The following is a 22,160-nucleotide window of genomic DNA, read 5'->3' as shown; positions in this document are numbered from 1 at the left end:
TGAGCGGTCCCGGCCACGTTTGCGTAGCCGGTGAAATCATCAGGAAACCAGCGTGCGCGCCACCGTGCGGCGCCCGATCGCGGCCCAGTCCCATTCGATGCCAAGGCCCGGCGCGTCCGGGGCAATGGCGTAGCCAGCCTCGATGCGCACGCTGCTGGCGGCAATCTCGTCGAGCTGCGGGATGTACTCCACCCAGGCCGCGTTGGGCACCGCAGCGCATAGCGACACATGCAGCTCCATCAGGAAGTGCGGGCAAATCGGCAGGTTGTGGGCCTCGGCCAGGTGCGCCACCTTAAGCCAGGGCGTGATGCCGCCAATGCGCGCCACATCGGCCTGCACGATCCCGCAGGCGCCCTGCCGCACGTACTCGGCAAACTGGCCAGGCGAGTACAACGACTCGCCCACCGCGATGGGCACCGAGGTGGATGCGGCCAGCCGCACGTGCCCGCCGATATCGTCGGCCGGCAGCGGCTCCTCGAACCACGCGATGCCCAGCTCGGCGTAGCGAGGCGCGCGCCGGATGGCCTCGGCGGCGGTGAAGCACTGGTTGGCATCCACCATCAGCTCGAAGCCGTCACCTACCGCGGCACGCACCGCCGCGAGGCGCGCCACATCCTCGCTCGCCCGCGCACGGCCCACCTTCAGCTTGGCGCCGCGAAAACCCGCCTCGCGCGCCGCCACGGCCTCGCTCACCAGCGTATCGGCATCCAAGTGCAGCCAGCCGCCTTCGGTGGTGTAGACCGGCACGCGCGGTTGCGCCCCGCCGGCGGCAAGCCACAGGGGCTGGCCGTCGCGCCGGCAGCGCCAGTCCCACAGCGCGGTATCGATGGCGGCCAGCGCCAGGCTGGTGATGGCGCCGACCGAGGTGGCGTGCGTGGCAAACAGCAGCTCGCGCCAGATCGCCTCGATCTGGGCGGGATCGCGCCCGATCAAGCGCGGCGCCAGGTGATCGCGCAGCAGCGCCATCACCGATGAGCCGCCGGTGCCGATGGTATAGGCGTAGCCCGTGCCCTCGGCGCCATCATCGCAGCGGATGCGCACCATGGGCGTTTCCTGCGTGACGAAGGACTGGATGGCGTCGGAGCGCGGCACGCGCGGCGGCAGGTCCACCTGCAGCAGTTCGACCTGGACGATGGTGGCGCTCATTTGCTGCCCACCAGGTTCGGCAGCCACAGCGTGATCGCCGGGAAATAGGTGATGGCGATCAGCGTCAGGAACAACGGCGCCAGCCACGGCAGGATGGCCACGGTAGTGCGCTCCACCGACAGCTTGGCCACCCGCGCCAGCACGAACAGCACCATCCCCAGCGGCGGATGCAGCAGGCCGATCATCAGGTTGAGCGTCATCACCAGCCCGAAGTGGATCGGGTCGATGCCGAGCTTGAGCACGATGGGCAGCAGGATCGGGACCAGGATGGTGATCGCCGCCGTGGTGTCGATAAAGCAGCCCACGATCAGGATCAGCACGTTGGCCAGCAGCAGGAACACCCATTTGTTGTGGGTGAAGCCAAGGATGGCGTCGGACAGCATCTGCGCGGCCTGGCTGGTGGTGAGCAGCCAGGCGAAGATCGATGCCGCGGTGACGATGAACAGCACCGATGCGGTGGTCTCGATGGTGTCGAGCGTGGCCTTGGCCAGCGAGCGCAGCGTCATGGAGCGGTAGCGCACCAGCCCGAGGAACAGCGCCCAGATCACCGCCGCCACCGCGGCCTCGGTGGGCGTGAACCAGCCCAGCGTCATGCCGCCAATCAGGATCACCGGCGCCATCAGCGCCATCACCGCGGAAAAGTCGAAGTACCAGTCCAGCGCCAGCAGCACCACCAGCGCGATCAGCGCGGCCACGTTGGTGGACACGCCAAAGCGCGTCATCAGCCAGATCGCCAGCGGAAAGGCCAGCACCACCGCGATCTCGATGCTGGCGTTGCCCAGCAGCTTCCAGGAGAACGCCGTATCGCTGCCCCAGCCGCGGCGGTGGGCAAACCACGCCACCGTGCCCATCATGAACAAGGTCAGCACCAGGCCCGGCACGATGCCGGCCAGGAACAGCGAGCCGATCGACACATTGGCCATCATGCCGTAGATCACGAACGGCAGCGACGGCGGGATGATCGGCCCGAGCGTGGCCGAGGCCGCCGTCACGCCAACCGCGAACTCGGTCTCGTAGCCGTGGTCCTGCATGGCCTTGATCTCGATGGTGCCCAGGCCCGCCGCATCGGCAATGGCGGTGCCCGACATGCCGGAGAAGATCACCGAGCCGATGATGTTGACGTGGCCCAGCCCGCCGCGCATCCAGCCCACCAGCGCCACGGCGAAGTTATAGATGCGCCCGGTGATACCGGCCACGTTCATCAGGTTGCCGGCGAGGATGAAGAAGGGCACGGCCAGGAGCGGAAAGCTCTCCACGCCGGCAATCATGCGCTGCGCCAGGATCACGTCCGGCACTGTGCCGGAGGTCCAGATATACAGCAGCGAAGCCACCGCCATCGCAATGGCGACTGGCAGGCCCACCAGCATCAGCAGCAGGAAGGAAACAATCAGGATCCACATGGCGGCGCGCGCTCCGGGTTGGTCGTCGGTCGTCGGTCGTTGTCTGTCGTTGTCAGTCGTCGTCAGTCGTCGCTGGCCTCGAACGCTTCGGGGCGCTCCAGGATGGAAAAACCCTGCGTCCAGTTCAGCCAGCTCACCTGGCAGGAGCGCAGGCACATCAGGACGAATCCGGCCAGCACCAAGTAGTAGATCCAGCTCTTGTTCCACTCGATGGTGGTCATCGGCTCGTCGCCCACCACCAGGATGTAGCGCCAGACCAGCCAGCCGGCATAGCCAAGAAAGGCAGTGCGCACAATGTCCACCAGCGTGGACAGCGCGCGTGCCGGCGCATGCGGCAGGTAGCGGTAGATCAGGTCCACCTGGATATGCCGGCTCTTGCGCACGCACATGGCCGCGCCGATGAACACCACGCCGATCAGGCAGTAGGTGGCCAGCTCCTCGGTCCAGGCCAGCGAGTCGTTCATCACGTAGCGGGTGAAGAACTGCAGGAAGACCAGCACGGTCATGAGCCAGAACAGCCCCAGCGTGAACCAGTCCTCGGCGGCGTAGCCGGCAAGGTCCACCTGCTTGTTGTCCGCCTCCTCGAAGCTGTGCGCCAGCTCCGCGACGGTGGCCAGTTGCGGCGCACCGCCTGAGGTCTCGCCGGCAACGGCCTGCGCGGGCAGGTCGTCGGCAAGTCGGGAACGCATTTCCATGGTGTTGCTCCGCAAAGACTGCGATCTGCCTGATCTGTGGTCTGTGATCTGCCATCGGGCGCCTGCAAGCCCGCCGCGCCTGCCGCCGGGGTCACTGCACGGCCTGGATCTTGTCCCAGTCGGCCTTGCGATAACCCTGCGATTCAAAGCTCACGTTCTTCAGCACCGCGTCGCGGTACTCCGGCACATTGATGTCGGTGACCGTCAGGCCCTTTTGCTTGAATACCGCTACCAGCTCCTTCTCCCGCGCCACCACGTCGGCGGTGGCGCGCATGGCAGCTTCCTGCGCCACGTCGCTGAACATCTTGCGGTCGGCCTCGGAGAGCTTCTTCCACAGCCCTCCCGAGATCACCGTGTTGAGGTGGTCGACGATATGGCCCGTGAGCACGATGTACTTCTGCACCTCGTAGAATTTCTTGGCTTCGATGGTGGGCAGCGGGTTCTCCTGCGCCTCCACGGTGCCGTTCTGCAGTGCCAGGTACACCTCGGCAAAGGCAATCGGCGAGGTATTCACGCCGCAGGCGCGCGGCATGGCAAGGTAGGCTGGCACATCGGGCACGCGCATCTTCAGGCCCTTCATCTCGGCACAGTGCGAGAAGGGCTTGTTGGAGGTGGACTGGCGTGTCCCGTAGTAAGTCGTGGCGACGATATGGTTGCCCGATTTCTCCTCGTAGCCGCGCGTGAGTTCCTTGTAGATATCGCTCTTGGTATAGGCCAGCAGGTGGTTGGCGTCGCGGAAGGTGTAAGGGTAGTAAGTCACGCCGATGCGCGGGAACGACTTGGCGGCAAAGCTGGAGCCCGAGATGATGATATCGACCGAGCCCATCGCCAGGCCCTGGTTGATGTCGTTCTCCTTGCCGAGCTGGGAGGCGGGAAACACATCGATCTGGTACCTGCCGTTGCTGCGCTTCTTGATCTCATCGGCGGCCCACACCGACCACTTGTGAAACGGTTCCGAGGTCTCGTACACGTGCGCCCACTTGAGCTTGGTCTGGGCCAGCGCGCTGCCGCAGGCTAGGCTGGCCACGCAGGTTGCCAGCACAAGTGCGGCCGGCAGCAACGTTGACGGCAGGCGCAGGGAAAATGGCTTCATGCTTCGTCTCCTTCGGTGTGGTGGGCCTTGCGCTGTCTTGCGGATGCGCTTGCGGCAGTCAGGTGCTGCGTGGATGGATCTATGCGGCGGTGAGCTGTACCTTGGTGCTGCGCGTCTTGTCGGCAGCCAGCGCGAATGCCTCCACGGCCTGCGCCAGCGGCAGCTGCGCCGACAGCAGCGGGCGCACGTCGAGGCGGCCTTGCGTAAGGTAGCGCACGGCCCAGTCGAACTCGCGCCCGAAGCGGAACGCGCCGACATACTCCAGCTCGCGCGCCATGATGTTGTTGGCCGGAAAGTGCAGCCCCTCGGCCGGCAACGTGCCGATCTGAACGATGCGGGCGCCACGCCGCGCGGCCAGCAGGCAGGTGTCCAGCGCCGCGCCGCTGCCGGCAGCTTCCAGGCAGACATCGGCGAGGTCCTGCAGCGCCTGCGGTGGCTCCCGGTCGGTGCGGATCACCTGGTCGGCGCCAACCCGCAACGCCACTTCGAGCGGGCGGTCCGCGATATCGCAGGCGATGATATGCGCGGCGCCGGCTAGGCGCGCGGCCATCACCGCCAGGCTGCCGATGGTGCCGCCGCCAGTGACCAGCACGGTCTTGCCCAGCAGCTCGCCGGCGCGGTTCACGCCATGCAGCGCCACCGAGAGCGGCTCGGCAAACGCCAGCTCACCCAGCGAGATATCGCTGTCCACCGGCGTCAGCTGGCGCTCGTGCATCAGGAAGTGCTCGCGGAACATGCCTTGCACGTGCGGATAGATGCTGGCGCTGCCGAGAAAACGCATGTTCCGGCAAAGGTTGTCGCGCCCGGCCCGGCAGTAGTCGCATTGCCCGCACGCATGCGAGGGATTGATCGCCACCTTGTTGCCCGGCGCGACGCGCGTGACCGCGCTGCCAACGCGGGAGACGATGCCGGCCGCTTCGTGGCCCGGCGTCAGCGGCTCGCGGATCACGAAGGCGCCGACCTTGCCGTGGAAGTAGTAGTGCAGGTCCGAGCCGCAGATACCGGCCGCACCAAGGCGCACCTCGACCTCGAACGGCCCGGGAGCGGCAGGCTCCACTTGCGTGAAACGCAGGTCTTCGCTCGCATGGATGTGGCAGACCAGGGACATCATGACTCCTCGGCAAGCTTGCGCGGCTTGCGCCGCGTTGGGGTTGGCTCGGTTGGCTCGGTTGGCTCGGTGGGCTCGATTGGCGCGCCTGCGGGCCACGCCGCGTAGAAGCGGCTGTGCGAGGCTTCCAGGTGCAGGCACATGGCGTCGCGCGCGGCATCCGCCGAGCCCGAGGCGATGGCGGCCACCACGGCGCGGTGCTCGGCAATGGCCGCGTGCCAGCTGGATGCGTTCTCGAAGTGGCTGCCGAAGCGGGCAAAGAGCGGGTTATGACGCTCGTCGAACAGCTCGGCCACCAGGCGCTGCAGCACGGCATTGCCCGAGACTTCGGTAATCCGCAAATGGAACAGGCGATCGCCTTTGACCGGAATCTGTCCGGCGCCGGCCTCCTCCTGCATGATGGCAATCGATTCTTCCAGCGCGTCCAGCAATGCCGGCGTGGCATGCCGCGCGGCGTTGGCCGCCATCTCGCCCTCGATGGTCTGTCGCGCGCGGATCACATCCAGCGGCGGCTCGGCCATCACGCTGGCAGCGCGCGCACGTTCCGGCGGACAGGCGTAGATGCCCGAGCCCATCCGCACCTCCACCAGCCCCTCCACCTCCAGCGCAATCAGTGCTTCGCGCACCGATGGCCGCGACACGCCCAGTTGCACCGCAAGGTCTCGCTCCGGCGGCAGGCGCGCGCCCACGGGAAACTCCCCGTTCTCGATCAACCGGCGCAACTGGTCGGCAATCTGGCGGTAAAGGCGGCGGGGTTCGATCTGCTGCAGGGGCATGTCGGCGCGCGATTCCGAAAATGATTTGGGCCAGGAGGTAAAGTGGCCTGACCAATTTTTAGGAAGTTTTTACGCGCGCTACAAGGGGAATTTATGCAGCGCTGCAGCAGGCCGGCGCCGGTGGTTGCCCTGGCGTCCGCGCCAGCGGCCAACACGGCATGGGTGGCGGGTGCAGCAAAGGATGTAGCGAGGCGGCTTGCGCACGCGTCCCGACAAAATGCAGCTTACGGGACAACCCCAATGTCATCGTCCTTGGCCTCCCTGCGACACTTTCTATACTGGAAGCACAAGCAGAGAGACAGGAGACGGCAATGCTGCACTTCACGTCACATGATCTTGTGTTCCTGATTCCGATGGCGCTGGTTGGCATGATTGCCTTCGGCGGGATCCCCTTCACAGCCCGGGCCTTGCGCATCAGTTGCCGCGCGGCGGGTGCGATCTTCGGGGCTCTGCTGGCGGTGGCCTTGCTGGAGGCGCTTCCGTTGCTTATCTGAACGCTTCGAGCGTTCCCGGCTTGCTTGTGAAAAAGGGGGCCGCTATGACACTGAGCCTGTTGGCTGTCTTGATGGCGGCGTTCCTGCTGGTCACCGTGGCCACGGCGATCTGGCGCTGTAGCCACCCCTACCGCATGCGCTATCGGCGCTGCGCCGAGCAGCGCAAGCGCGCCGGCATCTGCCGGCAAATGCAGCGGCACTAAGCCGCCTTCTGTGATGTATTCGTAATCCGGGCCGGGAGCGCCCGGTAGCTGATCGTTTGCCTGGCTGCGTTTGCCGGCCCGGCCGATCAGATCTCGATCATCGCGAATTCGCCCTTGCCCACGTCGCATTCAGGGCAACGCCAGTCTTCCGGAATGTCGTCCCAGCGCGTGCCCGGGGCGATGCCATCGTCCGGCCAGCCCTGCTCTTCGTCGTAGACCCATCCGCAAATCAAGCAAACCCAAGTCTTGTAAACAACGGCTTCCTGCTGCAAAACGCACTCCTGTATCGATTCCGGGCGAAATGATACAGCGTTTTTTGCACGTACCCCGCCGATTGGGCCGAGCGGCAGGGCGCAGGGGACGGCAACGCCACCCCCTGCGCGGGCAAGGCTAGGTTTGCCGGCGATTTACTGCCGAATGGTGAAGTCGACCCGGTTGGGTGCGCCTTTGTCCTTGATGCCATCGGCGTTGAGCTTCGAGGCGGTCAGGAACAGGCGGCTTTCCGGCACCTTGGCATCGCGCTCCAGCGCCTGCTTGACCGCCAGCGCCCGCTGCTCGGCCAATTGCCGGAGTTCCACATCGGTCACCGGCGCATTCTCCAGCAGCAGCGTCTCCATCTCCTTGGTGGGCAGGGATTTCGCCAGCCCGATCACATTGCGCGGCTTCTTGAAGGAGGCGCGCTTGTAGACCGCTTCCAGGTACTTCGGGTACTCCTGCGGCGACACCGTCACCTTGGCGCCTTGCTCGCCCTCTTCGTTCTCTTCGGCCACGGCGCCCGCCTTCGCGCTGGCGCGCATCTCGCGCGACTTTTGCTCGGCCACGCGCGCGTCCAGCCAGGCGCGCTTGGCGCCGGCGGTATCGGTGGCGGGATCGATGCGGCCGCTGATCTCCAGGCGCAGCGCCGGGCGGTCGGCCAGGGCCTTGCCCAGTGTCGCGATCTTCTGCGTGGCCGCCGGCGTGAGCGTGGAGGTGCCGGGCGCAAATTCCACGTAGCCCAGTTCGTCGCCACCGCCAAAGGCAGAGGCAATCAACGAGAATGGCGAGGTAATGGCCTTGGCCAGCAGGTTGACGATCACCCGCACGATCACGCCACCGATGCTGAACTCCGGGTCCGACAAGGAGCCCGACACCGGCAGGTTGATGTCGATCACGCCATTGCGGTCCTTCAGCAGCGAGACCGCCAGCAGCACCGGCAGCTTGGTCGCGCTAGGGCTGTCGACCTTGTCGCCAAAGGTGAGCTGGTCCAGGTAGAGGTGATTGCGCGCGTCCAGCTTGCCGTTCTCGATCTTGTACGCCACATCGACTGTGAGCTTGCCCTTGGTGATCGGGTAGCCGGCGTATTTGGCCGCGTACGGGGTCAGCCGGGTCAGCTCCACGCCTGCGGCCTTGGCGGCGATATCGAGGTAGAGCGTGTCGGCCAGCGGATTGAGCTTGCCGTCGATCGTGACCGGCGCATCATCGTCGATGCGGCCTGCCAGCGTGAGATCGGCGGGCGCCGGCTCCGTCGAGGACACCTTGGAGACCGATCCCTTCATGTCGGTCAGGTTGGCGGAGTAATTCGGCTTGACAAAGAAATCCGAGAAATTGATGTTGCCTTTCTCCACCGTCACGCCGCCAATCCGGATCTGCGGCTTGGCCGCGGCGGAAGCCACAGGCGCGGGCACCGGGGCCGGTGCGCTGGCGGCGCTCGCCGATGCGGGATTGGCTTGCGTCAGGCTGGTGCTGGGCGCGGCCTCGCCCTTGGCAGCGCCGCCGGCCATCACATCCTGCAGGTTCAGGCGGCCGTTGGCATTCAGGATCACCCGCGCGTAGAAATCCGACAGCGCGACACCGGCCACGCCGACCTTCATCGGCCCCTTGGCCTCATCCATGGCGAAATCGATGCCGTTTACTGCAAGCGAGCGCCAGCGCAGGAAGTCGTCACCGGTCACCCGGTCGACGCTGCGCACATTGCCGAGCAGCGCATTGCCGGTGAAGCGCGCGGCGATTGGCTTGCCGGCGGGCGCCTCCACGCCGAGGCGGCCCTTGACGGTAGCGGTGCCGCCACGCAACGCGGCGTTGAAGCGGTCGGCCAGGTAGGGCTGCAGCGGCGCGAGGTCCAGCTCTCGGAAGTCGACCTGCAGTTGCGCCGCGGGTCCGGCAGGCAGCACGGTGCCGTCGAGTGCCATCGCGCCGCGCCGGCCCACGTCGGCCTTGAGCTTCACCGGGATGGCCCCGGCCGCCATCGGCCAGTTGAGCGCGCCCGTGCCGAGGCTGATATTGCGGAATTGATGGATCACGGGGCGGTCGCGGTTGGCGGCCGCGGGCGCATAGTCGGTCACGCGCAGGCTGCCCCCATCGAGCGTGAACTTGCCGAGCTGTGCCTTCCAGGGCAATAGCTTGGCGGCAGCCGCGCTCTCGGGCTGGACAGCCTTGGCCTGGACGGCGGTGCTGCGTTGGGCGGACTTCTGCCTGGATTGCCCAGCCCACAGGCGCGCGCTTTCGAGCAATTCGCCGCGCAAGTCACGCGTGATGGCGATCTGCGGCTTGGCGACTACCAACTGGCCGGCCTGGAAGGAATGCGCGCCAAGATCGAACGCGATGTCCTCCAGCGCCACGCGCTCGGCGAGCATCAGCGGCAGGTTGGCGGTATCGCTGTCGTCGCGGGCACGCGCGCGGCGCGCGTCGCGCCGGCGCTCGCTATCGGCGGCGGCAGGTTGGCTTGCGCCAGTCGTGGCGGCTGCTATTTGCGCCACCGTCACCGGCTCCCGGGTGGTCAGGTAGAGCGGCGCCAGTTCGACGCGGGACTTTTCCAGCGAAAAGGCAAAAGCGGGGCCGCCCCACGCCATCTTGTAATGCAGTTCGGCATTGATGGCAGTGTCGCCAAGCCGGGTCTGGAGCTCCGCCGGCCACCACGCGGCAAACCCTTGGGGCTTCAAGCCGCTGGCTTGCAGCGTGCCGTCCATGGTGCCGCCACGCAGGGACAGCTCACCCTCATGGTTGAGCGTCTGGCCTTCGCCGATCGCCAGCTTGGCCTGCACCTTGGCCGGCTTGTCGCTGTCGCCGGAAAGACCGGCCACGTCGGCGTCAAGCGGCCCGAGCGCGAGCGTGCCGGGCCCGGAAGGCGCCGAGTCGTCGCGCAGGCCCAGGCGGGCCTCTTTGACGGTGATCTGGTCTATCGCATAGCGCCAGGGCTTTTCGGGCACCGGCGCTATGCCGGCGGCGGCGGGTGCCGATGCCGGGCCAGCCTTGGCAACGACAGGTGCGGACGCCTGGCCCGCCTTGGCTACGGCCGGCGCGGATGCGGGTGCCGCTGTGGCTGTCGATGCGGCTGCAGCCGGCGGGTGGGCCGGTTTTTCTACCTCGGAGGCTTCCGGCAGGAACGCGTCGGCCAGGTCGAGCGAGCCATCGGCGCGCCGCACTGCCTGCACGGCCAGGCCCTCCACGGAGAGGCTGCGCAGGTGGGCCATCCGCCCCAGCGGTTCAATGCGCGCGATGTCCACTGCTACCCGCCCGGCCTTCACCAGGGGCGATCCATCATGCTTGCGGATATCGGCGTCGCGCAGCGCCGCGGTGCCTGCCAGGAAGACGTCCTGCTTGTCCTTGTCCTGGATAAAGCCCAGCGTCAGCCGTGAATCCAGCAGCCCGCCCTTGATATCCGCATCCTTGAGCTTCGGCGCGAACGGCATGTAGCGCGCCAACTCCAGGGCGTCGAGGTTGATATTGAGGTGGGTCTCACGCGATGCCGCGAACGGCAGCATGGTGCCGTCCAGCGCCAGCGCGGATCCGTTGATGTTCGCGCTCAGCGTGGGCCGGGTGACGATCTCCACGTCATGCGGCAGGTTGGACAGGAACGGCAGCGTGATGGTCAGGTTGTCCACGCGCTGCGTCTGCTTGAGCAGCTTGTCGTCGAACACCAGGCTGCCGCCGGTCAGCGCGATATTGTTGACCGAGAAGCGCGCCGGCTCGGATTTTGGCGCGGGCGGCTTGGCCGCGAAGCGCTCCACGATGTCGGCGTAGTTCATGCGGCCGTTGGCGTCGCGCGCAAGATGCAGCGCGGGCCGGTCGATATGCACCGCATCCACCACCGGGGCGAAGTGCCACAGTGACGCGATGGCGCCATCGATCTTGGCTTCGCCCACGGTCAGCATGGGCGTGGTGCCATCGGGCTCGTAGATAGTCATGTCGGAAACGTCGACGGCCAGCGAGAACGGATGCACCTCGGCGCCCCCGAACGTGACCTTGCGCCCCAGCGCTTCGCTGGCCTGTTTGGCTGCGAACGATTTGATCAGCGGTGGCCCGCCAAAATACCCGGCCAGGCCAAACACCGCCAGCGCGGCCACAATGCCGCCGGCTACCCGCAGTCCGGCCCTGCGACGTGGCGTTGCAGTTGCTGCCTGCATGGAGAACTTGATTGCCATGTGATCCCAGAAGATTCGACCCCAACTACCCGCGTCCGCTAACCCGTTGGAGAGCATGATGGAGCAAGCATTCCACACGGTGTCGCCAGACGGATCGGCCACTTTGTGGCCCGGATTTCACTTTTTAACGACATTATCGCAACGCTTAGGGGCAAAGCAAAGGCATTCAAAGGGATTTAAAAAGGGATTTCAGGACGATCCCAAAAGGAATTCAAGCGCGCCGGCTGGAGCCGGTTCAACGCCGATCTGGTATCGTCACGCTTTTGCGAAGCGTCTTGTCGCATGCCAGCGGCTTATCCGCCACTTAGTGCCTGCTTCTCCCGCGCTGTACCCTCCGGCCAGAACCCTCCACGTCAACCGTGTTGCGCGCTTCGCATGCGAACCATTTCCATGCGAGTCTCCTCATGTCTACCATCAGCAGTACTGCCGGAGCAGATAGCGCGCACAGCCAGCAAGCGCGCCCGCTGACCGGACAGGATTACAAGACGCTTGCCCTTGCCGCCCTCGGGGGGGCGCTCGAGTTCTACGACTTCATCATCTTTGTCTTCTTCGCCACCGTCATCGGGCAACTGTTCTTCCCGCCGTCGGTGCCGGACTGGCTGCGCCAGCTGCAGACCTTCGGCATCTTTGCCGCCGGCTACCTGGCTCGCCCGCTGGGCGGCATCATCATGGCCCACTTCGGCGACCTGCTTGGCCGCAAGAAGATGTTCACGCTTTCCATCCTGCTGATGTCGGTGCCGACGCTGCTGATGGGCCTGCTGCCAACCTACCATGCGATCGGCCTGCTGGCGCCCGTGGCGCTGCTGCTGCTGCGCGTGCTGCAGGGCGCGGCGGTTGGCGGTGAAGTGCCCGGCGCCTGGGTGTTCGTCTCCGAGCACGTGCCCGCGCGCCGCACCGGCTATGCCTGCGGCACGCTGACCGCAGGCCTGACGGCTGGCATCCTGCTGGGTTCCCTGGTGGCCACCGGCGTCAATACCATCTTCACCCCGGCCGAGCTTGTCGACTGGGGCTGGCGCATGCCTTTCCTGCTGGGCGGTGTGTTCGGCATCGGCTCCATGTACCTGCGCCGCTGGCTGCATGAAACCCCGGTCTTCGCCGAGCTGCAAAAGCGCAAGGCGCTGGCCGCGGAGATGCCGCTCAAGACGGTGGTGCGTGATCACCGCGGCGCGGTGGCGGTATCGATGCTGCTGACGTGGATGCTGTCCGCGGGCATCGTGGTGGTGATCCTGATGACGCCCACCTTCCTGCAGAAGATCTATGGCTTCGATGCGCGCACCGCGCTGGTAGCCAATAGCGTAGCCACGCTGTGCCTGACGGTCGGCTGCGTGGTGGCCGGTCTGATGGCCGACAAGGTTGGCCCGCGGGTCACCCTGTTCGTTGGCGGCCTGCTGCTGGCGATCAGCTCGTACGTGTTCTACAGCACCCTGCACACACGCCCGGACCTGCTGGTCCCGCTGTACGCGGTAGCCGGCTTCTTCGTGGGCACCATCGGCGCGGTGCCGTATGTGCTGGTCAAGGCGTTCCCGGCCCAGGTACGGTTTTCCGGGCTGTCGTTCTCGTACAACCTGTCGTACGCGATCTTCGGCGGGCTGACCCCGATGATCGTAACGCTGATGCTCAAGAACGATCCGCTGGCCCCCGCCTACTACGTGGTGGCGCTGTGCCTGCTGGGCATGGTGACGGCGCTGTTCGTCAAGGACCGCTCGCTCGCCTGAACTTGATGGCGACTACTGCGCCTGCGTCAAGCCACACGCCGGCCATGAAAAAAGGAGGGCCGCATCCGCGCCCTCCTTTTTTACGCACATGCGCTGGCCAGCGCTAGCGGCGATGCTGCTTGAAAAACTCCCACATCAACGCGCTGGCATCGGGGCCAATCGGCGCATGGTAAGGGTAGTCGCCATCGCCGCCGCTCCAGGCGTGATCGAGGCCGGCAACCTCGCATAGCTCGACCAGTTCGCGGTTCCAGGTGCCAAAGCTGGCTTCCAGGTAGTCCCCGGCCGGCAGCAGGGCACTGGCCGGCTGGCCGTTTGCGCCGTCAGCCTGCGCCACACCGGCATCTGCATCGGCCGCCGCGGCGGCTTCCTGCTCCGCGCCGGCGAGGTGCCGCACCGCGGCACCGTTCATCCGCTCCTCGACCCGGTCGTTCATGCCGTTGTACGCAAGGAACTGGCGCGCAAGCAAGCGGGCGTTGATGGGATGCACCGCCCCGTCGTCCATGCCGTGCAGCACGATGGCCGGCATCTTCGGTCCGCCCGGCGTCACGCCGGCGGCATCCAGCAACATCGCCGGGTCGGCTTGTGTGCCGTGCTGCATGGCACGCAAGCCGTCGCTGGCCGTATGGCCCGCACCGATCACGACCCCGGAATGCAGGCCCACGGCGGCAATCTTCTCGGGATAGCGCAAGGCCACTACCGCCGCCATGCTGGCGCCCGCGGACAAGCCCGCCAGATACACCTGGTCGGCACGGACGTCCCGCCTGGCCGCCAACGCATCGATCAATACTGCCAGCGCCTGCGCCTCGCGGCCGCCTTCGGTGGCACCCAGGTCGAACCACTGCCAGCAGCGCTGCATCTGGCGCCGCAGGGGCTGCTGGGGATAGGCCACCATGAAGCCTTCGCGCTCGGCAAGCGCGTTCATCCGCGTGCCCGCCGCCAGATCTTCCGGCGTCTGCCGGCAACCATGCAGCATCACCACCAGCGGCATAGGCCGCTTGGGCGCGCCGGAAGGCACGTATAGCCAATAGGGCAAGCGAGGCACCAGCTCGCCAGGCAGCGGCGCGAGGCGGTGGTGGTGGGGAGCCCATTCTCCGGGCAAGGGGTGGCGCGGCGGCAAAGGCAGCGGCGCCGGCGAACGCGCCCGAAGACGGGGCGCTGCGGGATTAAGGGTAGCGATACGGTTGAACCACGTTTTGAGATGGTGCGCGGACTGGGGTTGCGCCCGGCTGATCTGCCGGAGCTGCGCATGCCAGTCCGCCGAAAGGCTTTTGGTCATGAAGACTCCTGCTATCGATATTGTTGCGATGCAGCATAGCACACGACAACCCAGCGCTTGCTGTCGCTTTTCCATCACATGTTATGAAAGCAAGACATTAGATTCTTTCATCTAATCCAGCATGTGCCAGCAGATGCACTTCCGTGTGTGCCAACAATTACCAAAACGCTGAATTCAGCCGACGAAAGAATGCAGATCACTAAGAGATAGCGGCAAAAGGCACGCGGTTATACTGCGTTTGCGTGCATCGCAGGCAAACGGAGAATGTCATGACCACGCCCGACGCAGCGTTTCCAAGCTGCTCGCTGTGCTTGTTCCAGCCAATCTGCCGCAACGCGGAAGCGTCAGCTGCAAACGATCAGCGGCAGCGCAGCCTGGCCCCGGCCAGCATGCTCTGGCGCGCCGGAGAAACGGTGCACCGCCAGGGCCGGCCCGTACTGGCCATGTTTCCCGTGCGCAACGGCAGCGCCAAATCCGTGTTCGAGTCCCCGCTTGGCTGGCGCCAGGTGACCGCCTTCGCGCATTCCGGCGAAGTGCTCGGGCTGGAGGATCTCGATGGCCAGGCCCATTGCACCAGCGCGGTGGCCATGCAGGACACGCACTGTTGCGTGGTGCCGGTGGAGACGGCACGCGCACACCTGCTCAGCGCCGAGTACCGCGAGACAATGCTCAGCACGTTGCGCCGCAATGCCGAGCGCGAGCGAACGCTGCTGGTCGCGATCGGATCGATGAAAGCCGCCCAGCGGCTGGCTATGCTGCTGCTCGACCTCGCTGGCGAGCAACGCCGCCGGGGCAATGCTGGAGCGGCGCTGACCCTGCCGATGTCGCGCAACGATATTGCCAGCTACCTGGGACTGACGCTCGAAACCGTATCCCGCCTGTTGGCGCGTTTTGCCACGGTCGGGCTGATCACCGTGCGGCAGCGGCAACTGCGCATCGTCGATCCGGCGGGGCTGTGCTCCGTCTACGAAGACCCCGAGCGGGTACCGCTGCGCCCGCCCCGACCTGCAACGGATAGCCCGTCCATCTCCGCTCCGGGCCAGGCCCGGCTAGACTCGGCCAAAGGCATCCACGCCGCGGGCACCTCGGTAGCGTAGGACGGAAGCTGACAGCAAGGCCGTGCAAACGCGGCTATGTTCAGACTATGCCGCCGTGTGCGGGGTAGCCCCCAGGGAAATCCCCCTGCGGCCATGCCGCTGGCGCCCGACATCGCTTCCGGTACCTGTATCTCTATGCGGGACTTTCCTTTCGCCGTGCGCGCGGGCCTGGCGCCGCTTGGCTTCCTGATGATGACCGGACTGGCGCCGGCGGCCGCCGCGCCGGCTTCGCTATCGACGCTGGCGAGACTGCTGCTGGGCACGGTAGATGGCAGGAGCACCGGCATGAGTGGCGTAACACGCCTTACCGGCGGTGTGGCCAGTTCAGACGCGGAACTCAACAGGGCTTGCCAGGAACTGACTCGCGCCGGGCCATTCACGCTGGACGCAGCCACGCGGCTGGAGGGATGCAGCGTCTCGCCCGGCAAGCGCGTGCAGTTCCGCCTCAGCCTGGTTGGCGTGGATGCGACCCGAGAGGGTACTGTGGCATTCATGGCGAGCGCCCGCCCCGTGCTCGAGCGCGGTATCTGCCGCAACCCGGACGTGCCGGTGCTGGGCCAGTTGGGCGTCACGCTGAACTATCGTTACGCGGGAATCGGCAACCGGCCGCTGGGAGAAGTCACGATTACGCCAGACCGTTGCGGCCCGAAATAGAGACTATTTTCTTTCTTGCGCGCATTCCTGGCGATACGCCTCATCGAGCTTCTTGCGCTCCGCTTGCCGCTCGATATTGGGATGGGTGCTGCCATCCGCGCTGGTCACCGTGGCTTTGCCGGTGGTCCATTGCGCTCCCGCGGGCAGTGCATTGATCTTGTCGAGCAAGCCCTGGCAACGGGTGCGCTGGGATGGCGTGAGGGTGCCGTCCGCCGCCGGCCCGACATTGTCGGTGGCGGTATCCAGCAAGAGCCGCGGCGGCGGCGGCGCGACCATCGGCGCGGGCACTTCCAACTCGGCGGCAGTGGCAGCCTGGCCCGCAAGCAGCCCCAAGCCCAGAGCGGCAGCCATGATGATCGAAGCCCGTTTCATGTTCAGTTCTCCACAGCGGGGACGCATTGCGCCTCCCATGACGATGTTCCAGGGGTCGCCCTGCCGGCTGATACCGAAAAACCGCTGTTTCCGATGTCCCTCCTCAGGTGGCGGCAGCCGCCGGCAATGCAGGCACGAACCAGACTTAGCTTCGTTCCTTACCGTTGCCGGCCCGACCAGTGCGATTGCGCAGTTGCTCAAGCTTGAGCAGCGCATCAGCAAGCATACTCTTGAGGCGGGTGTTTTCCTCCTGCAGGTCTCGCAACTTGCGGCTGTCGCGCGCTTCGCTGCCAGCGCCCTGGCCGTACTTGATGCGCCATCCATAGAATGAAGCATCGCTAAAACCATAGCGCGCGCATAGCTCGCGCACCGGCACGCCGGTACCGGCTTCCGCCAGGTAGCCGCGGATCTGTTCCTCCGAGAAACGTCTGTTCACTGACTGCCTCCGCTAGCAAAGGCCGCTCGTGCCAATGCCCGAGCTTGACCATTTCTACCCCTGCCGCAAAGTTACCACCCGCACCGCAAAAGGCAATTCAGTGTGTTCAAGCCGCGAGTTAAGCAAATTGGAGAGGCAACCCGCCGCGAGGCGGCCCCCGTCTGACCGGCAACCTACGGCAACGCAAGCAAACCCGCGAGCATATCATCCATGACCAAAAAAACAACTCAACATTTTAATTTATCGATAAAAACAATGTTGAAATCTAGCGCCATCACATGCCAACCTGGAAAAAATCATAAAAAACTAGATCGAATTGCCAAAATTTGATAGTCCACTTCCCTATTCTCTGATTCTCTTTTTACTGTCACACAACCGCAAAGAAATCCTGATACGCGAAAAAAAAGCCGACTTTGCGCCGCACAAAGCACCAAATCACACAAAGTTATGAATCGAATGGCATAAATATTTTTAATGTCTTTATGTCATGACAAACAGCACTTTTTGACTTGGTTTTATGAAATGACTTCCAGAAGACTACTGGCAAGTTTCAAAGTTCTGTATTAATCTTGTCTGGCATTAACTAAATTTCGATCTCCAGCAACCGGGCCTCGCGCCCCGGCGCAGACTGGCGACGATAAGCGCAACGCGTAGCCGGTCGGCTGGTCGTTTTTTCGGCGTTGCTTCTAGATGCCGGGCCACATGCAAGCAGCACTGCGTCGTCATTTCCCAAGTAAGCCGGGAGATTTTGAAAACCGTCATGTCTTGCGGATGCAATGGCACTGCGAGAGGCCCTGCGTTGACGGCCTGGCACGGCAATGGACCAGATACGCCAACTACCCGGCACGGCAGGTGCGGCATGGCCTTGGGGCCTTGGCGCACCTGCGGAGAGACAGAGAAGAAAACAAAAACAAGTTTCGAATCGGGAGAAGTCACCATGCGGCATGTCAGCACCAAGCTCTTGCACGTTTTTGTTTTGTTGATGGAATATCGTGACCTGAGCGCCGTCGCCGCCTGCACGCAAGGCCGGGTTCCGACCATTGCCTACAGCCTCGCGCGCCTGCGCGAAATCACCGGCGACCCCCTTTTCATCAAGCGCAATGGCACGCTGGAACCTACCGCGCATGCCTTGCGGCTGGAGCAGACCGCCCGCCAGATCTTGTCAAAATGGGCGCACCTGGTACGCCCGCTCGCCCCCGTCGCCGAGGAGGCAAGCCCGCACCGCCGTATCTCGATCGGGTTTTCGCCGTCGATCGGCGATCCGGTCATCACCGAGATCCTCACGGCCATGTGCGAGCAGTTCCCCGATGACCGCTTCATGACGCGGCCAGTCTTTGCCGACGCCGCGCTGGCCACCCAGCTTGGCAGCGGCGAACTGGACTGCGCCTTCGTGGTCGATAGCCACTTTGTGCCAGAGGACATAGCGCTGCACAACATCATGGCCACGCCGCGCCGCCTGGTCAGCGTGGTGCGGCCAGGCGGCGTTGAGGATGCGGATGGACGGCACGAGTGGATATTGCTGCAGGAAGACACCGAGCCCGGCAGCCCGCTGCAGGGTTTCCTGAACCGGCTCGCGCACGATCCCGCCTACCGGGAAACCGTAGTGCCATCCTGGCACACGCAAGTTGCGCTGCTGCTTGCCGCGGGCGGCATCTGTCCGCTGCTGGACTTCAACGTGCCGCTAGTGACACGCAAACACAAAACACGCCTGTTGGCGCCGCCCAGCAGTTTCCCGGAATGGGCAGCCCTGCATTTCTGGGCGCCGGTCCGCGCCGGCAATGCGCTGCGCGGCATCATGGAGATCGGCAGCACCGTGCTGCGAGATCCCGTCAGCGCGATCGAGCGCCGTCACCAGTCACTCGAGACGCGCACCGCTGCCTACGCAGCCTGACCCTGCTGCCACTGAAGCACGCCGCGCCGCGGCGTGTCGCCTCGCGGCTAGCCACGCCCGCCGGCCCGTGAGGGTTTCCGCGCCCTCCTCTCAAAATTGAGAATAGTCTCAGTCCTGACGTCGAAGCCAACGCTTATGCTTCATGGGCACCTCCTGCTTCTTGTTCGTCCGAGCAAAGCATGCGCCTGGAGGTGCTTTGTTCCTGTGCTGTTCGCGCCGCCGGCGAAAAGCCGTGCGGCGCGTTTTTTCAAGGGCGCGATCCACTTGCGGCAAGCGCCGCCCAGCGCGAATCGAAGCACTCGCTTTTCATGTTCGCGGCATCCGTGCCGTAAGCCCTTCCAGCTCGCGCCAGGCATGTGCGGCCCGGACACCGTGCATGCCTGCGCTTGCTCAGGAGCATTGCCATGCCTTTGAAAATCTTGATTGCCGATGACCATCCCGCCATTACGCTCGCAGTCAGGAGCCAGTTGCGGAGCCAAACCGGCTGGGAGGTCTGCGCCGATGTCCACAGCTGCGCCGAGCTGCTGCAGGCCGTGCGCGCATTCCGGCCCGATATCGTCGTCACCGATTACCACATGCCCTGCAGCAACGCGAGCGATGGCATCCGCCTGCTAGCCAGCCTGCGGCGGCACTTTCCGGCGCTAGGCGTGGTGGTGCTCACCATGATCACCAACCCGCTGGTTCTGCGCGCCATCCTGAACACAGGCGCCCATGGCCTCCTGCTCAAGGACTCGCAGCTGGACGAACTGGTCACCGCCATCATCCGCGTCGAACGCGGGCTGCGCTTTATCGGCGACTCCGCCGCGCGCGTGCTGGATCAGTCCGGCGCCCACTACGCACCCGGCAGCGCCGGCGCCCTGTGCCTGTCGGTACGCGAGTCTGAAGTCATGCGGCTCTACCTCAGTGGCAACTCGATCACCGGGATTGCCGGGCAGCTGAGCCGCAGCGTCAAGACCATCAGCCGCCAGAAAAACAGCGCCATGCGCAAGCTTGGGGCCAGCAATGAGCGCGAGCTGTTCGACTTCGCGGCGCAACAGGGTCTGGTGCTGCCGACCCCGGATCGTCCTCAGGAGAGCCAGCCGGCCAGCCAGTCCGACTGGCTATAATCGCAGCGCCGCGCAGGCAGCTGTTTTCCGCCAGCCCCGCCACTTAGCTACTTAGTCAGCCAACATCATCGCCATGTCCAACCTTGCCGCAACCACTGCGCCCGCCGTTCCAGGCACCCAATCCGATGCGGCAAGGCCCCTGCGCGTGCCCGCCATGCTGGTGGCGGCGCCGGCCTCGGGCCAGGGCAAGACCACCGTGACGGCCGCGCTGGCATGGCTGCACCGCCGGGCCGGCCGCACCGTCCGCGTCTTCAAAAGCGGCCCCGACTACCTCGATCCCTCCATTCTCGCGGCTGCCAGCGGCGCGCCGGTCCACTCGCTCGACTTGTGGATGACCGGCGCCGAAGACGCCGCGGCACGCCTTGCCCAGGCAGCGGCCGAGGCCGACCTGATCCTGGTGGAGGGCGTCATGGGCCTGCACGACGGCACCCCCAGCAGCGCCGACCTGGCACGCCATTTCGGCCTGCCGGTGCTTAGCGTGATCCAGGCCGGCGCGATGGCGCAGACGTTCGGCGCGCTGGCCTTGGGCCTGGCTGGCTACGGCCAGCCGCTGGCCTCCATGCAAGTGCTTGCCAATGGGGTGGCCTCCCCGCGGCATGCCGACATGCTGCAAGAGAGCCTGCCGGCGCATATCGCCTGGGCCGGCGCGCTGGCGCGCGACAACGCGGCATCACTGCCCGAGCGGCACCTGGGCCTGCTGGCGGCCGATGAACTGCCCGACCTCAACACGCGGCTGGACCGCCTCGCGGATGCCCTCGCCGGGCAACCCATCGGCGCCCTGCCCGCAGCCGTGGAGATCGCCGCGGCGCCGCCGCTGCCCGTGCCGCCGCCGCTGCTGGCCGGCAAGACCATCGCCATCGCCCGCGACGCCGCGTTCCGCTTTATCTACCCTGCCAACCTGGATACGCTCCAGGCGCTCGGCGCCCGGCTGGTCTTCTTCTCCCCGCTCGACGACGCTGCCTTGCCCGCCTGCGATGCGCTCTGGCTGCCCGGCGGCTACCCCGAGCTGCACGCCGCGCGCCTGTCGGCCAACACAGGCATGCTGGCCGCCCTGCGCCAAGCCCATGCCAACGGCCTGCCGATCCTCGCCGAATGCGGCGGCATGATGGCGTTGTTCGAGACGCTGGTCGACAAGGCCGGGGATAGCCACGCCGTGGCGGGCCTGCTGCCTGGCACGGTGACAATGCAACGCCGCCTTGCCGCGCTCGGCCATCAACAACTGGCGCTGCCCGAAGGCACCTTGCGCGGCCACACCTTCCATTACTCCTGCGCGCAAACCCCGCTGGCGCCCTACTGCCACGCCACCGTGCCGCGCGACGGGTCGCGGGGCGAGGCGGTGTTCCGGCAAGGTGCCTTGATGGCGTCCTACACGCATCTGTATTTCCCGTCCAACCCGTTGGCCATCGCGGCGCTGTTCAGCGGCGCGCGGTAAGCGCAAACATCACGCAATGCCACAAAACTCGCGCCGGTACTGCTCCGGCGTGGCGCCAGCCTCGCGCTGGAACATCGCGATAAACGCGGATGCCGTGCTGTAGCCGAGTTCGAACGCGATCTCCTGCACGCTGCGGCCCGCCTCCAGGGCATCGATAGCACGCAGGAAACGCAGGCGCTGGCGCCAGTCGCCGAACGACATGGCCAGCTCGTGCTGGCAACGGCGCGCAAGGGTGCGTTCGGTCATGTGCACGCTGGCGGCCCATTCGGCCAGCGTGCGATGGTCGCCAGGATCGGCCTGCAGCGCCTCCAGCACGGCGGCCAAGGCGGGCGTGGTTGCCGCCGGGAGGTAGCAGCGCTGCACCGGCGCCACGGCAAGCTGGTCGACCACCACATGCGCCAGCCGAAGATCGGCCGGCGTGCGTGGCACATGCAGGTCGCGCGCGGCAAAGTCCGCCAGCACGCTCTTGATGATCGGGCTGATGCGCACCGTGCAGGGCTCGGCCGGCAGTTGCGCGCATAGGCCGGGCTCGATGTAGATCGAGCGGTAAACGATCGCGTGGCGCAACGTGCAGCTGTGCACCACCTTTGGCGGAATCCATATCGCGTACTGCGGCGGGGAAAGCAGCCGCATGCCCACGGTTTCCATCTGCATCGAGCCGTGCGCGGCGTAGTTGAGGTGACCCCAGCTATGGCTGTGCGCCTCCGCCAGGGTATCGGCGCCGAACTCGTCATAGCGCAGGTAGAAGGGGCCCTCCATCCCTTCGACATCCAGGATCGGCAGGAAACGCCACTTGTCGGCCATAGCCATGCTTGTTAGGTCCGTTGCTACACAGAGTCCGGAATTAGTCCGGAATTCCGGTCGAT

At 65.6% G+C, this 22,160-nt stretch carries 20 protein-coding genes; 8 read left to right on the top strand and 12 right to left on the bottom strand.

What is annotated here, in order from left to right; translation table 11 throughout:
- Positions 1–39 precede the first annotated feature (39 nt).
- From AC07XB_RS26960 to AC07XB_RS26935, 6 genes are all read right to left on the bottom strand, one after another.
- Positions 40–1,146 carry a mandelate racemase/muconate lactonizing enzyme family protein gene (locus AC07XB_RS26960; RefSeq protein WP_492375900.1) on the bottom strand — a complete coding sequence of 369 codons (1,107 nt, stop codon included), beginning with the start codon at positions 1,144–1,146 and terminating at the stop codon, positions 40–42.
- Positions 1,143–2,546, bottom strand: coding sequence for a TRAP transporter large permease (locus AC07XB_RS26955; RefSeq protein WP_492828941.1), 1,404 nt, complete (start codon positions 2,544–2,546; stop codon positions 1,143–1,145). The genes AC07XB_RS26960 and AC07XB_RS26955 overlap by 4 nt, the downstream gene beginning before the upstream one ends.
- Before the next feature lie 62 nt (positions 2,547–2,608).
- The gene (locus AC07XB_RS26950; protein WP_492375902.1) at positions 2,609–3,241 is read right to left on the bottom strand and encodes a TRAP transporter small permease; all 633 of its coding nucleotides are present in this window, start codon (positions 3,239–3,241) and stop codon (positions 2,609–2,611) included.
- Between the two features lie 91 nt (positions 3,242–3,332).
- Entirely contained in the window at positions 3,333–4,334 is a 1,002-nt protein-coding gene (locus AC07XB_RS26945; RefSeq protein WP_492375903.1) for a sialic acid TRAP transporter substrate-binding protein SiaP, read from the bottom strand.
- Between the two features lie 79 nt (positions 4,335–4,413).
- A complete protein-coding gene (locus tag AC07XB_RS26940; RefSeq protein ID WP_416053361.1) occupies positions 4,414–5,442 on the bottom strand; it encodes an L-idonate 5-dehydrogenase in 1,029 nt (342 codons plus the stop codon).
- A complete protein-coding gene (locus tag AC07XB_RS26935) occupies positions 5,442–6,218 on the bottom strand; it encodes a FadR/GntR family transcriptional regulator (protein WP_492809737.1) in 777 nt (258 codons plus the stop codon). The genes AC07XB_RS26940 and AC07XB_RS26935 overlap by 1 nt, the downstream gene beginning before the upstream one ends.
- Before the next feature lie 311 nt (positions 6,219–6,529).
- Here AC07XB_RS26935 and AC07XB_RS26930 point away from each other — a divergent pair, with 311 nt between their 5' ends.
- Together AC07XB_RS26930 and AC07XB_RS26925 are read left to right on the top strand one after the other, a co-directional pair.
- Positions 6,530–6,712 (top strand): hypothetical protein, encoded by a 183-nt coding sequence (locus AC07XB_RS26930; RefSeq protein ID WP_006163669.1) that lies wholly within the window; start codon positions 6,530–6,532, stop codon positions 6,710–6,712.
- A gap of 44 nt (positions 6,713–6,756) precedes the next feature.
- A complete protein-coding gene (locus AC07XB_RS26925; RefSeq protein WP_170301920.1) occupies positions 6,757–6,915 on the top strand; it encodes a hypothetical protein in 159 nt (52 codons plus the stop codon).
- Positions 6,916–7,001: 86 nt separating this feature from the next.
- On the opposite strand, the gene AC07XB_RS26920 is transcribed toward AC07XB_RS26925, so the two are convergent.
- Positions 7,002–7,187 (bottom strand): rubredoxin, encoded by a 186-nt coding sequence (locus AC07XB_RS26920; RefSeq protein ID WP_043356767.1) that lies wholly within the window; start codon positions 7,185–7,187, stop codon positions 7,002–7,004.
- Positions 7,188–7,322: 135 nt separating this feature from the next.
- Positions 7,323–11,315: a DUF748 domain-containing protein gene (locus AC07XB_RS26915; protein ID WP_492828944.1), complete on the bottom strand. Its 3,993-nt coding sequence runs from the start codon at positions 11,313–11,315 to the stop codon at positions 7,323–7,325.
- Positions 11,316–11,719: 404 nt separating this feature from the next.
- Between AC07XB_RS26915 and AC07XB_RS26910 the strand changes: the two genes are divergently transcribed.
- Positions 11,720–13,030 (top strand): MFS transporter, encoded by a 1,311-nt coding sequence (locus AC07XB_RS26910; RefSeq protein ID WP_492372614.1) that lies wholly within the window; start codon positions 11,720–11,722, stop codon positions 13,028–13,030.
- 103 nt (positions 13,031–13,133) lie between these two features.
- On the opposite strand, the gene AC07XB_RS26905 is transcribed toward AC07XB_RS26910, so the two are convergent.
- Positions 13,134–14,306, bottom strand: a complete 1,173-nt coding sequence (locus AC07XB_RS26905; protein ID WP_492372613.1) for an extracellular catalytic domain type 1 short-chain-length polyhydroxyalkanoate depolymerase — start codon at positions 14,304–14,306, stop codon at positions 13,134–13,136.
- A 269-nt stretch (positions 14,307–14,575) separates the two neighbouring features.
- On the opposite strand from AC07XB_RS26905, the gene AC07XB_RS26900 reads away from it, so the two are divergent.
- Together AC07XB_RS26900 and AC07XB_RS26895 are read left to right on the top strand one after the other, a co-directional pair.
- On the top strand, positions 14,576–15,403 hold the full coding sequence (locus tag AC07XB_RS26900; RefSeq protein ID WP_492809732.1) for a Crp/Fnr family transcriptional regulator: 828 nt from the start codon (positions 14,576–14,578) through the stop codon (positions 15,401–15,403).
- A gap of 135 nt (positions 15,404–15,538) precedes the next feature.
- Positions 15,539–16,057, top strand: coding sequence for a hypothetical protein (locus AC07XB_RS26895; RefSeq protein WP_492809730.1), 519 nt, complete (start codon positions 15,539–15,541; stop codon positions 16,055–16,057).
- Positions 16,058–16,060: 3 nt separating this feature from the next.
- On the opposite strand, the gene AC07XB_RS26890 is transcribed toward AC07XB_RS26895, so the two are convergent.
- Both AC07XB_RS26890 and AC07XB_RS26885 read right to left on the bottom strand, forming a co-directional pair.
- On the bottom strand, positions 16,061–16,429 hold the full coding sequence (locus AC07XB_RS26890) for a hypothetical protein (RefSeq protein WP_254615495.1): 369 nt from the start codon (positions 16,427–16,429) through the stop codon (positions 16,061–16,063).
- A gap of 145 nt (positions 16,430–16,574) precedes the next feature.
- Positions 16,575–16,865, bottom strand: coding sequence for a transposase (locus AC07XB_RS26885; protein ID WP_492372610.1), 291 nt, complete (start codon positions 16,863–16,865; stop codon positions 16,575–16,577).
- 937 nt (positions 16,866–17,802) lie between these two features.
- Between AC07XB_RS26885 and AC07XB_RS26880 the strand changes: the two genes are divergently transcribed.
- From AC07XB_RS26880 to AC07XB_RS26870, 3 genes are all read left to right on the top strand, one after another.
- On the top strand, positions 17,803–18,756 hold the full coding sequence (locus tag AC07XB_RS26880) for a LysR substrate-binding domain-containing protein (RefSeq protein WP_492372609.1): 954 nt from the start codon (positions 17,803–17,805) through the stop codon (positions 18,754–18,756).
- A 404-nt stretch (positions 18,757–19,160) separates the two neighbouring features.
- Positions 19,161–19,862 (top strand): response regulator, encoded by a 702-nt coding sequence (locus AC07XB_RS26875; protein ID WP_492372608.1) that lies wholly within the window; start codon positions 19,161–19,163, stop codon positions 19,860–19,862.
- A gap of 154 nt (positions 19,863–20,016) precedes the next feature.
- Complete coding sequence (locus AC07XB_RS26870; protein ID WP_492828964.1) at positions 20,017–21,294, top strand: cobyrinic acid a,c-diamide synthase CobB; 1,278 nt, start codon at positions 20,017–20,019, stop codon at positions 21,292–21,294.
- A gap of 9 nt (positions 21,295–21,303) precedes the next feature.
- Here the strand turns inward: AC07XB_RS26870 and AC07XB_RS26865 are convergent, their stop codons facing one another.
- On the bottom strand, positions 21,304–22,098 hold the full coding sequence (locus AC07XB_RS26865) for an AraC family transcriptional regulator (RefSeq protein ID WP_492372623.1): 795 nt from the start codon (positions 22,096–22,098) through the stop codon (positions 21,304–21,306).
- Between the last annotated feature and the right edge of the window lie 62 nt (positions 22,099–22,160).

This window comes from Cupriavidus sp. GW821-FHT02F09 (genome assembly GCF_059421605.1).
This window is presented reverse-complemented; position numbering and strand designations above follow the sequence as displayed.

Excerpts from the sequence above, each read along its gene's own strand:
- AC07XB_RS26960 (WP_492375900.1), bottom strand. The coding sequence starts at position 1,146 with ATGAGCGCCACCATCGTCCAGGTCGAACTGCTGCAGGTGGACCTGCCG.
- AC07XB_RS26955 (WP_492828941.1), bottom strand. The coding sequence starts at position 2,546 with ATGTGGATCCTGATTGTTTCCTTCCTGCTGCTGATGCTGGTGGGCCTG.
- AC07XB_RS26950 (WP_492375902.1), bottom strand. The coding sequence starts at position 3,241 with ATGGAAATGCGTTCCCGACTTGCCGACGACCTGCCCGCGCAGGCCGTT.
- AC07XB_RS26945 (WP_492375903.1), bottom strand. The coding sequence starts at position 4,334 with ATGAAGCCATTTTCCCTGCGCCTGCCGTCAACGTTGCTGCCGGCCGCA.
- AC07XB_RS26940 (WP_416053361.1), bottom strand. The coding sequence starts at position 5,442 with ATGTCCCTGGTCTGCCACATCCATGCGAGCGAAGACCTGCGTTTCACG.
- AC07XB_RS26935 (WP_492809737.1), bottom strand. The coding sequence starts at position 6,218 with ATGCCCCTGCAGCAGATCGAACCCCGCCGCCTTTACCGCCAGATTGCC.
- AC07XB_RS26930 (WP_006163669.1), top strand. The coding sequence starts at position 6,530 with ATGCTGCACTTCACGTCACATGATCTTGTGTTCCTGATTCCGATGGCG.
- AC07XB_RS26925 (WP_170301920.1), top strand. The coding sequence starts at position 6,757 with ATGACACTGAGCCTGTTGGCTGTCTTGATGGCGGCGTTCCTGCTGGTC.
- AC07XB_RS26915 (WP_492828944.1), bottom strand. The coding sequence starts at position 11,315 with ATGGCAATCAAGTTCTCCATGCAGGCAGCAACTGCAACGCCACGTCGC.
- AC07XB_RS26910 (WP_492372614.1), top strand. The coding sequence starts at position 11,720 with ATGTCTACCATCAGCAGTACTGCCGGAGCAGATAGCGCGCACAGCCAG.
- AC07XB_RS26905 (WP_492372613.1), bottom strand. The coding sequence starts at position 14,306 with ATGACCAAAAGCCTTTCGGCGGACTGGCATGCGCAGCTCCGGCAGATC.
- AC07XB_RS26900 (WP_492809732.1), top strand. The coding sequence starts at position 14,576 with ATGACCACGCCCGACGCAGCGTTTCCAAGCTGCTCGCTGTGCTTGTTC.
- AC07XB_RS26895 (WP_492809730.1), top strand. The coding sequence starts at position 15,539 with ATGCGGGACTTTCCTTTCGCCGTGCGCGCGGGCCTGGCGCCGCTTGGC.
- AC07XB_RS26890 (WP_254615495.1), bottom strand. The coding sequence starts at position 16,429 with ATGAAACGGGCTTCGATCATCATGGCTGCCGCTCTGGGCTTGGGGCTG.
- AC07XB_RS26880 (WP_492372609.1), top strand. The coding sequence starts at position 17,803 with ATGCGGCATGTCAGCACCAAGCTCTTGCACGTTTTTGTTTTGTTGATG.
- AC07XB_RS26875 (WP_492372608.1), top strand. The coding sequence starts at position 19,161 with ATGCCTTTGAAAATCTTGATTGCCGATGACCATCCCGCCATTACGCTC.
- AC07XB_RS26870 (WP_492828964.1), top strand. The coding sequence starts at position 20,017 with ATGCTGGTGGCGGCGCCGGCCTCGGGCCAGGGCAAGACCACCGTGACG.
- AC07XB_RS26865 (WP_492372623.1), bottom strand. The coding sequence starts at position 22,098 with ATGGCCGACAAGTGGCGTTTCCTGCCGATCCTGGATGTCGAAGGGATG.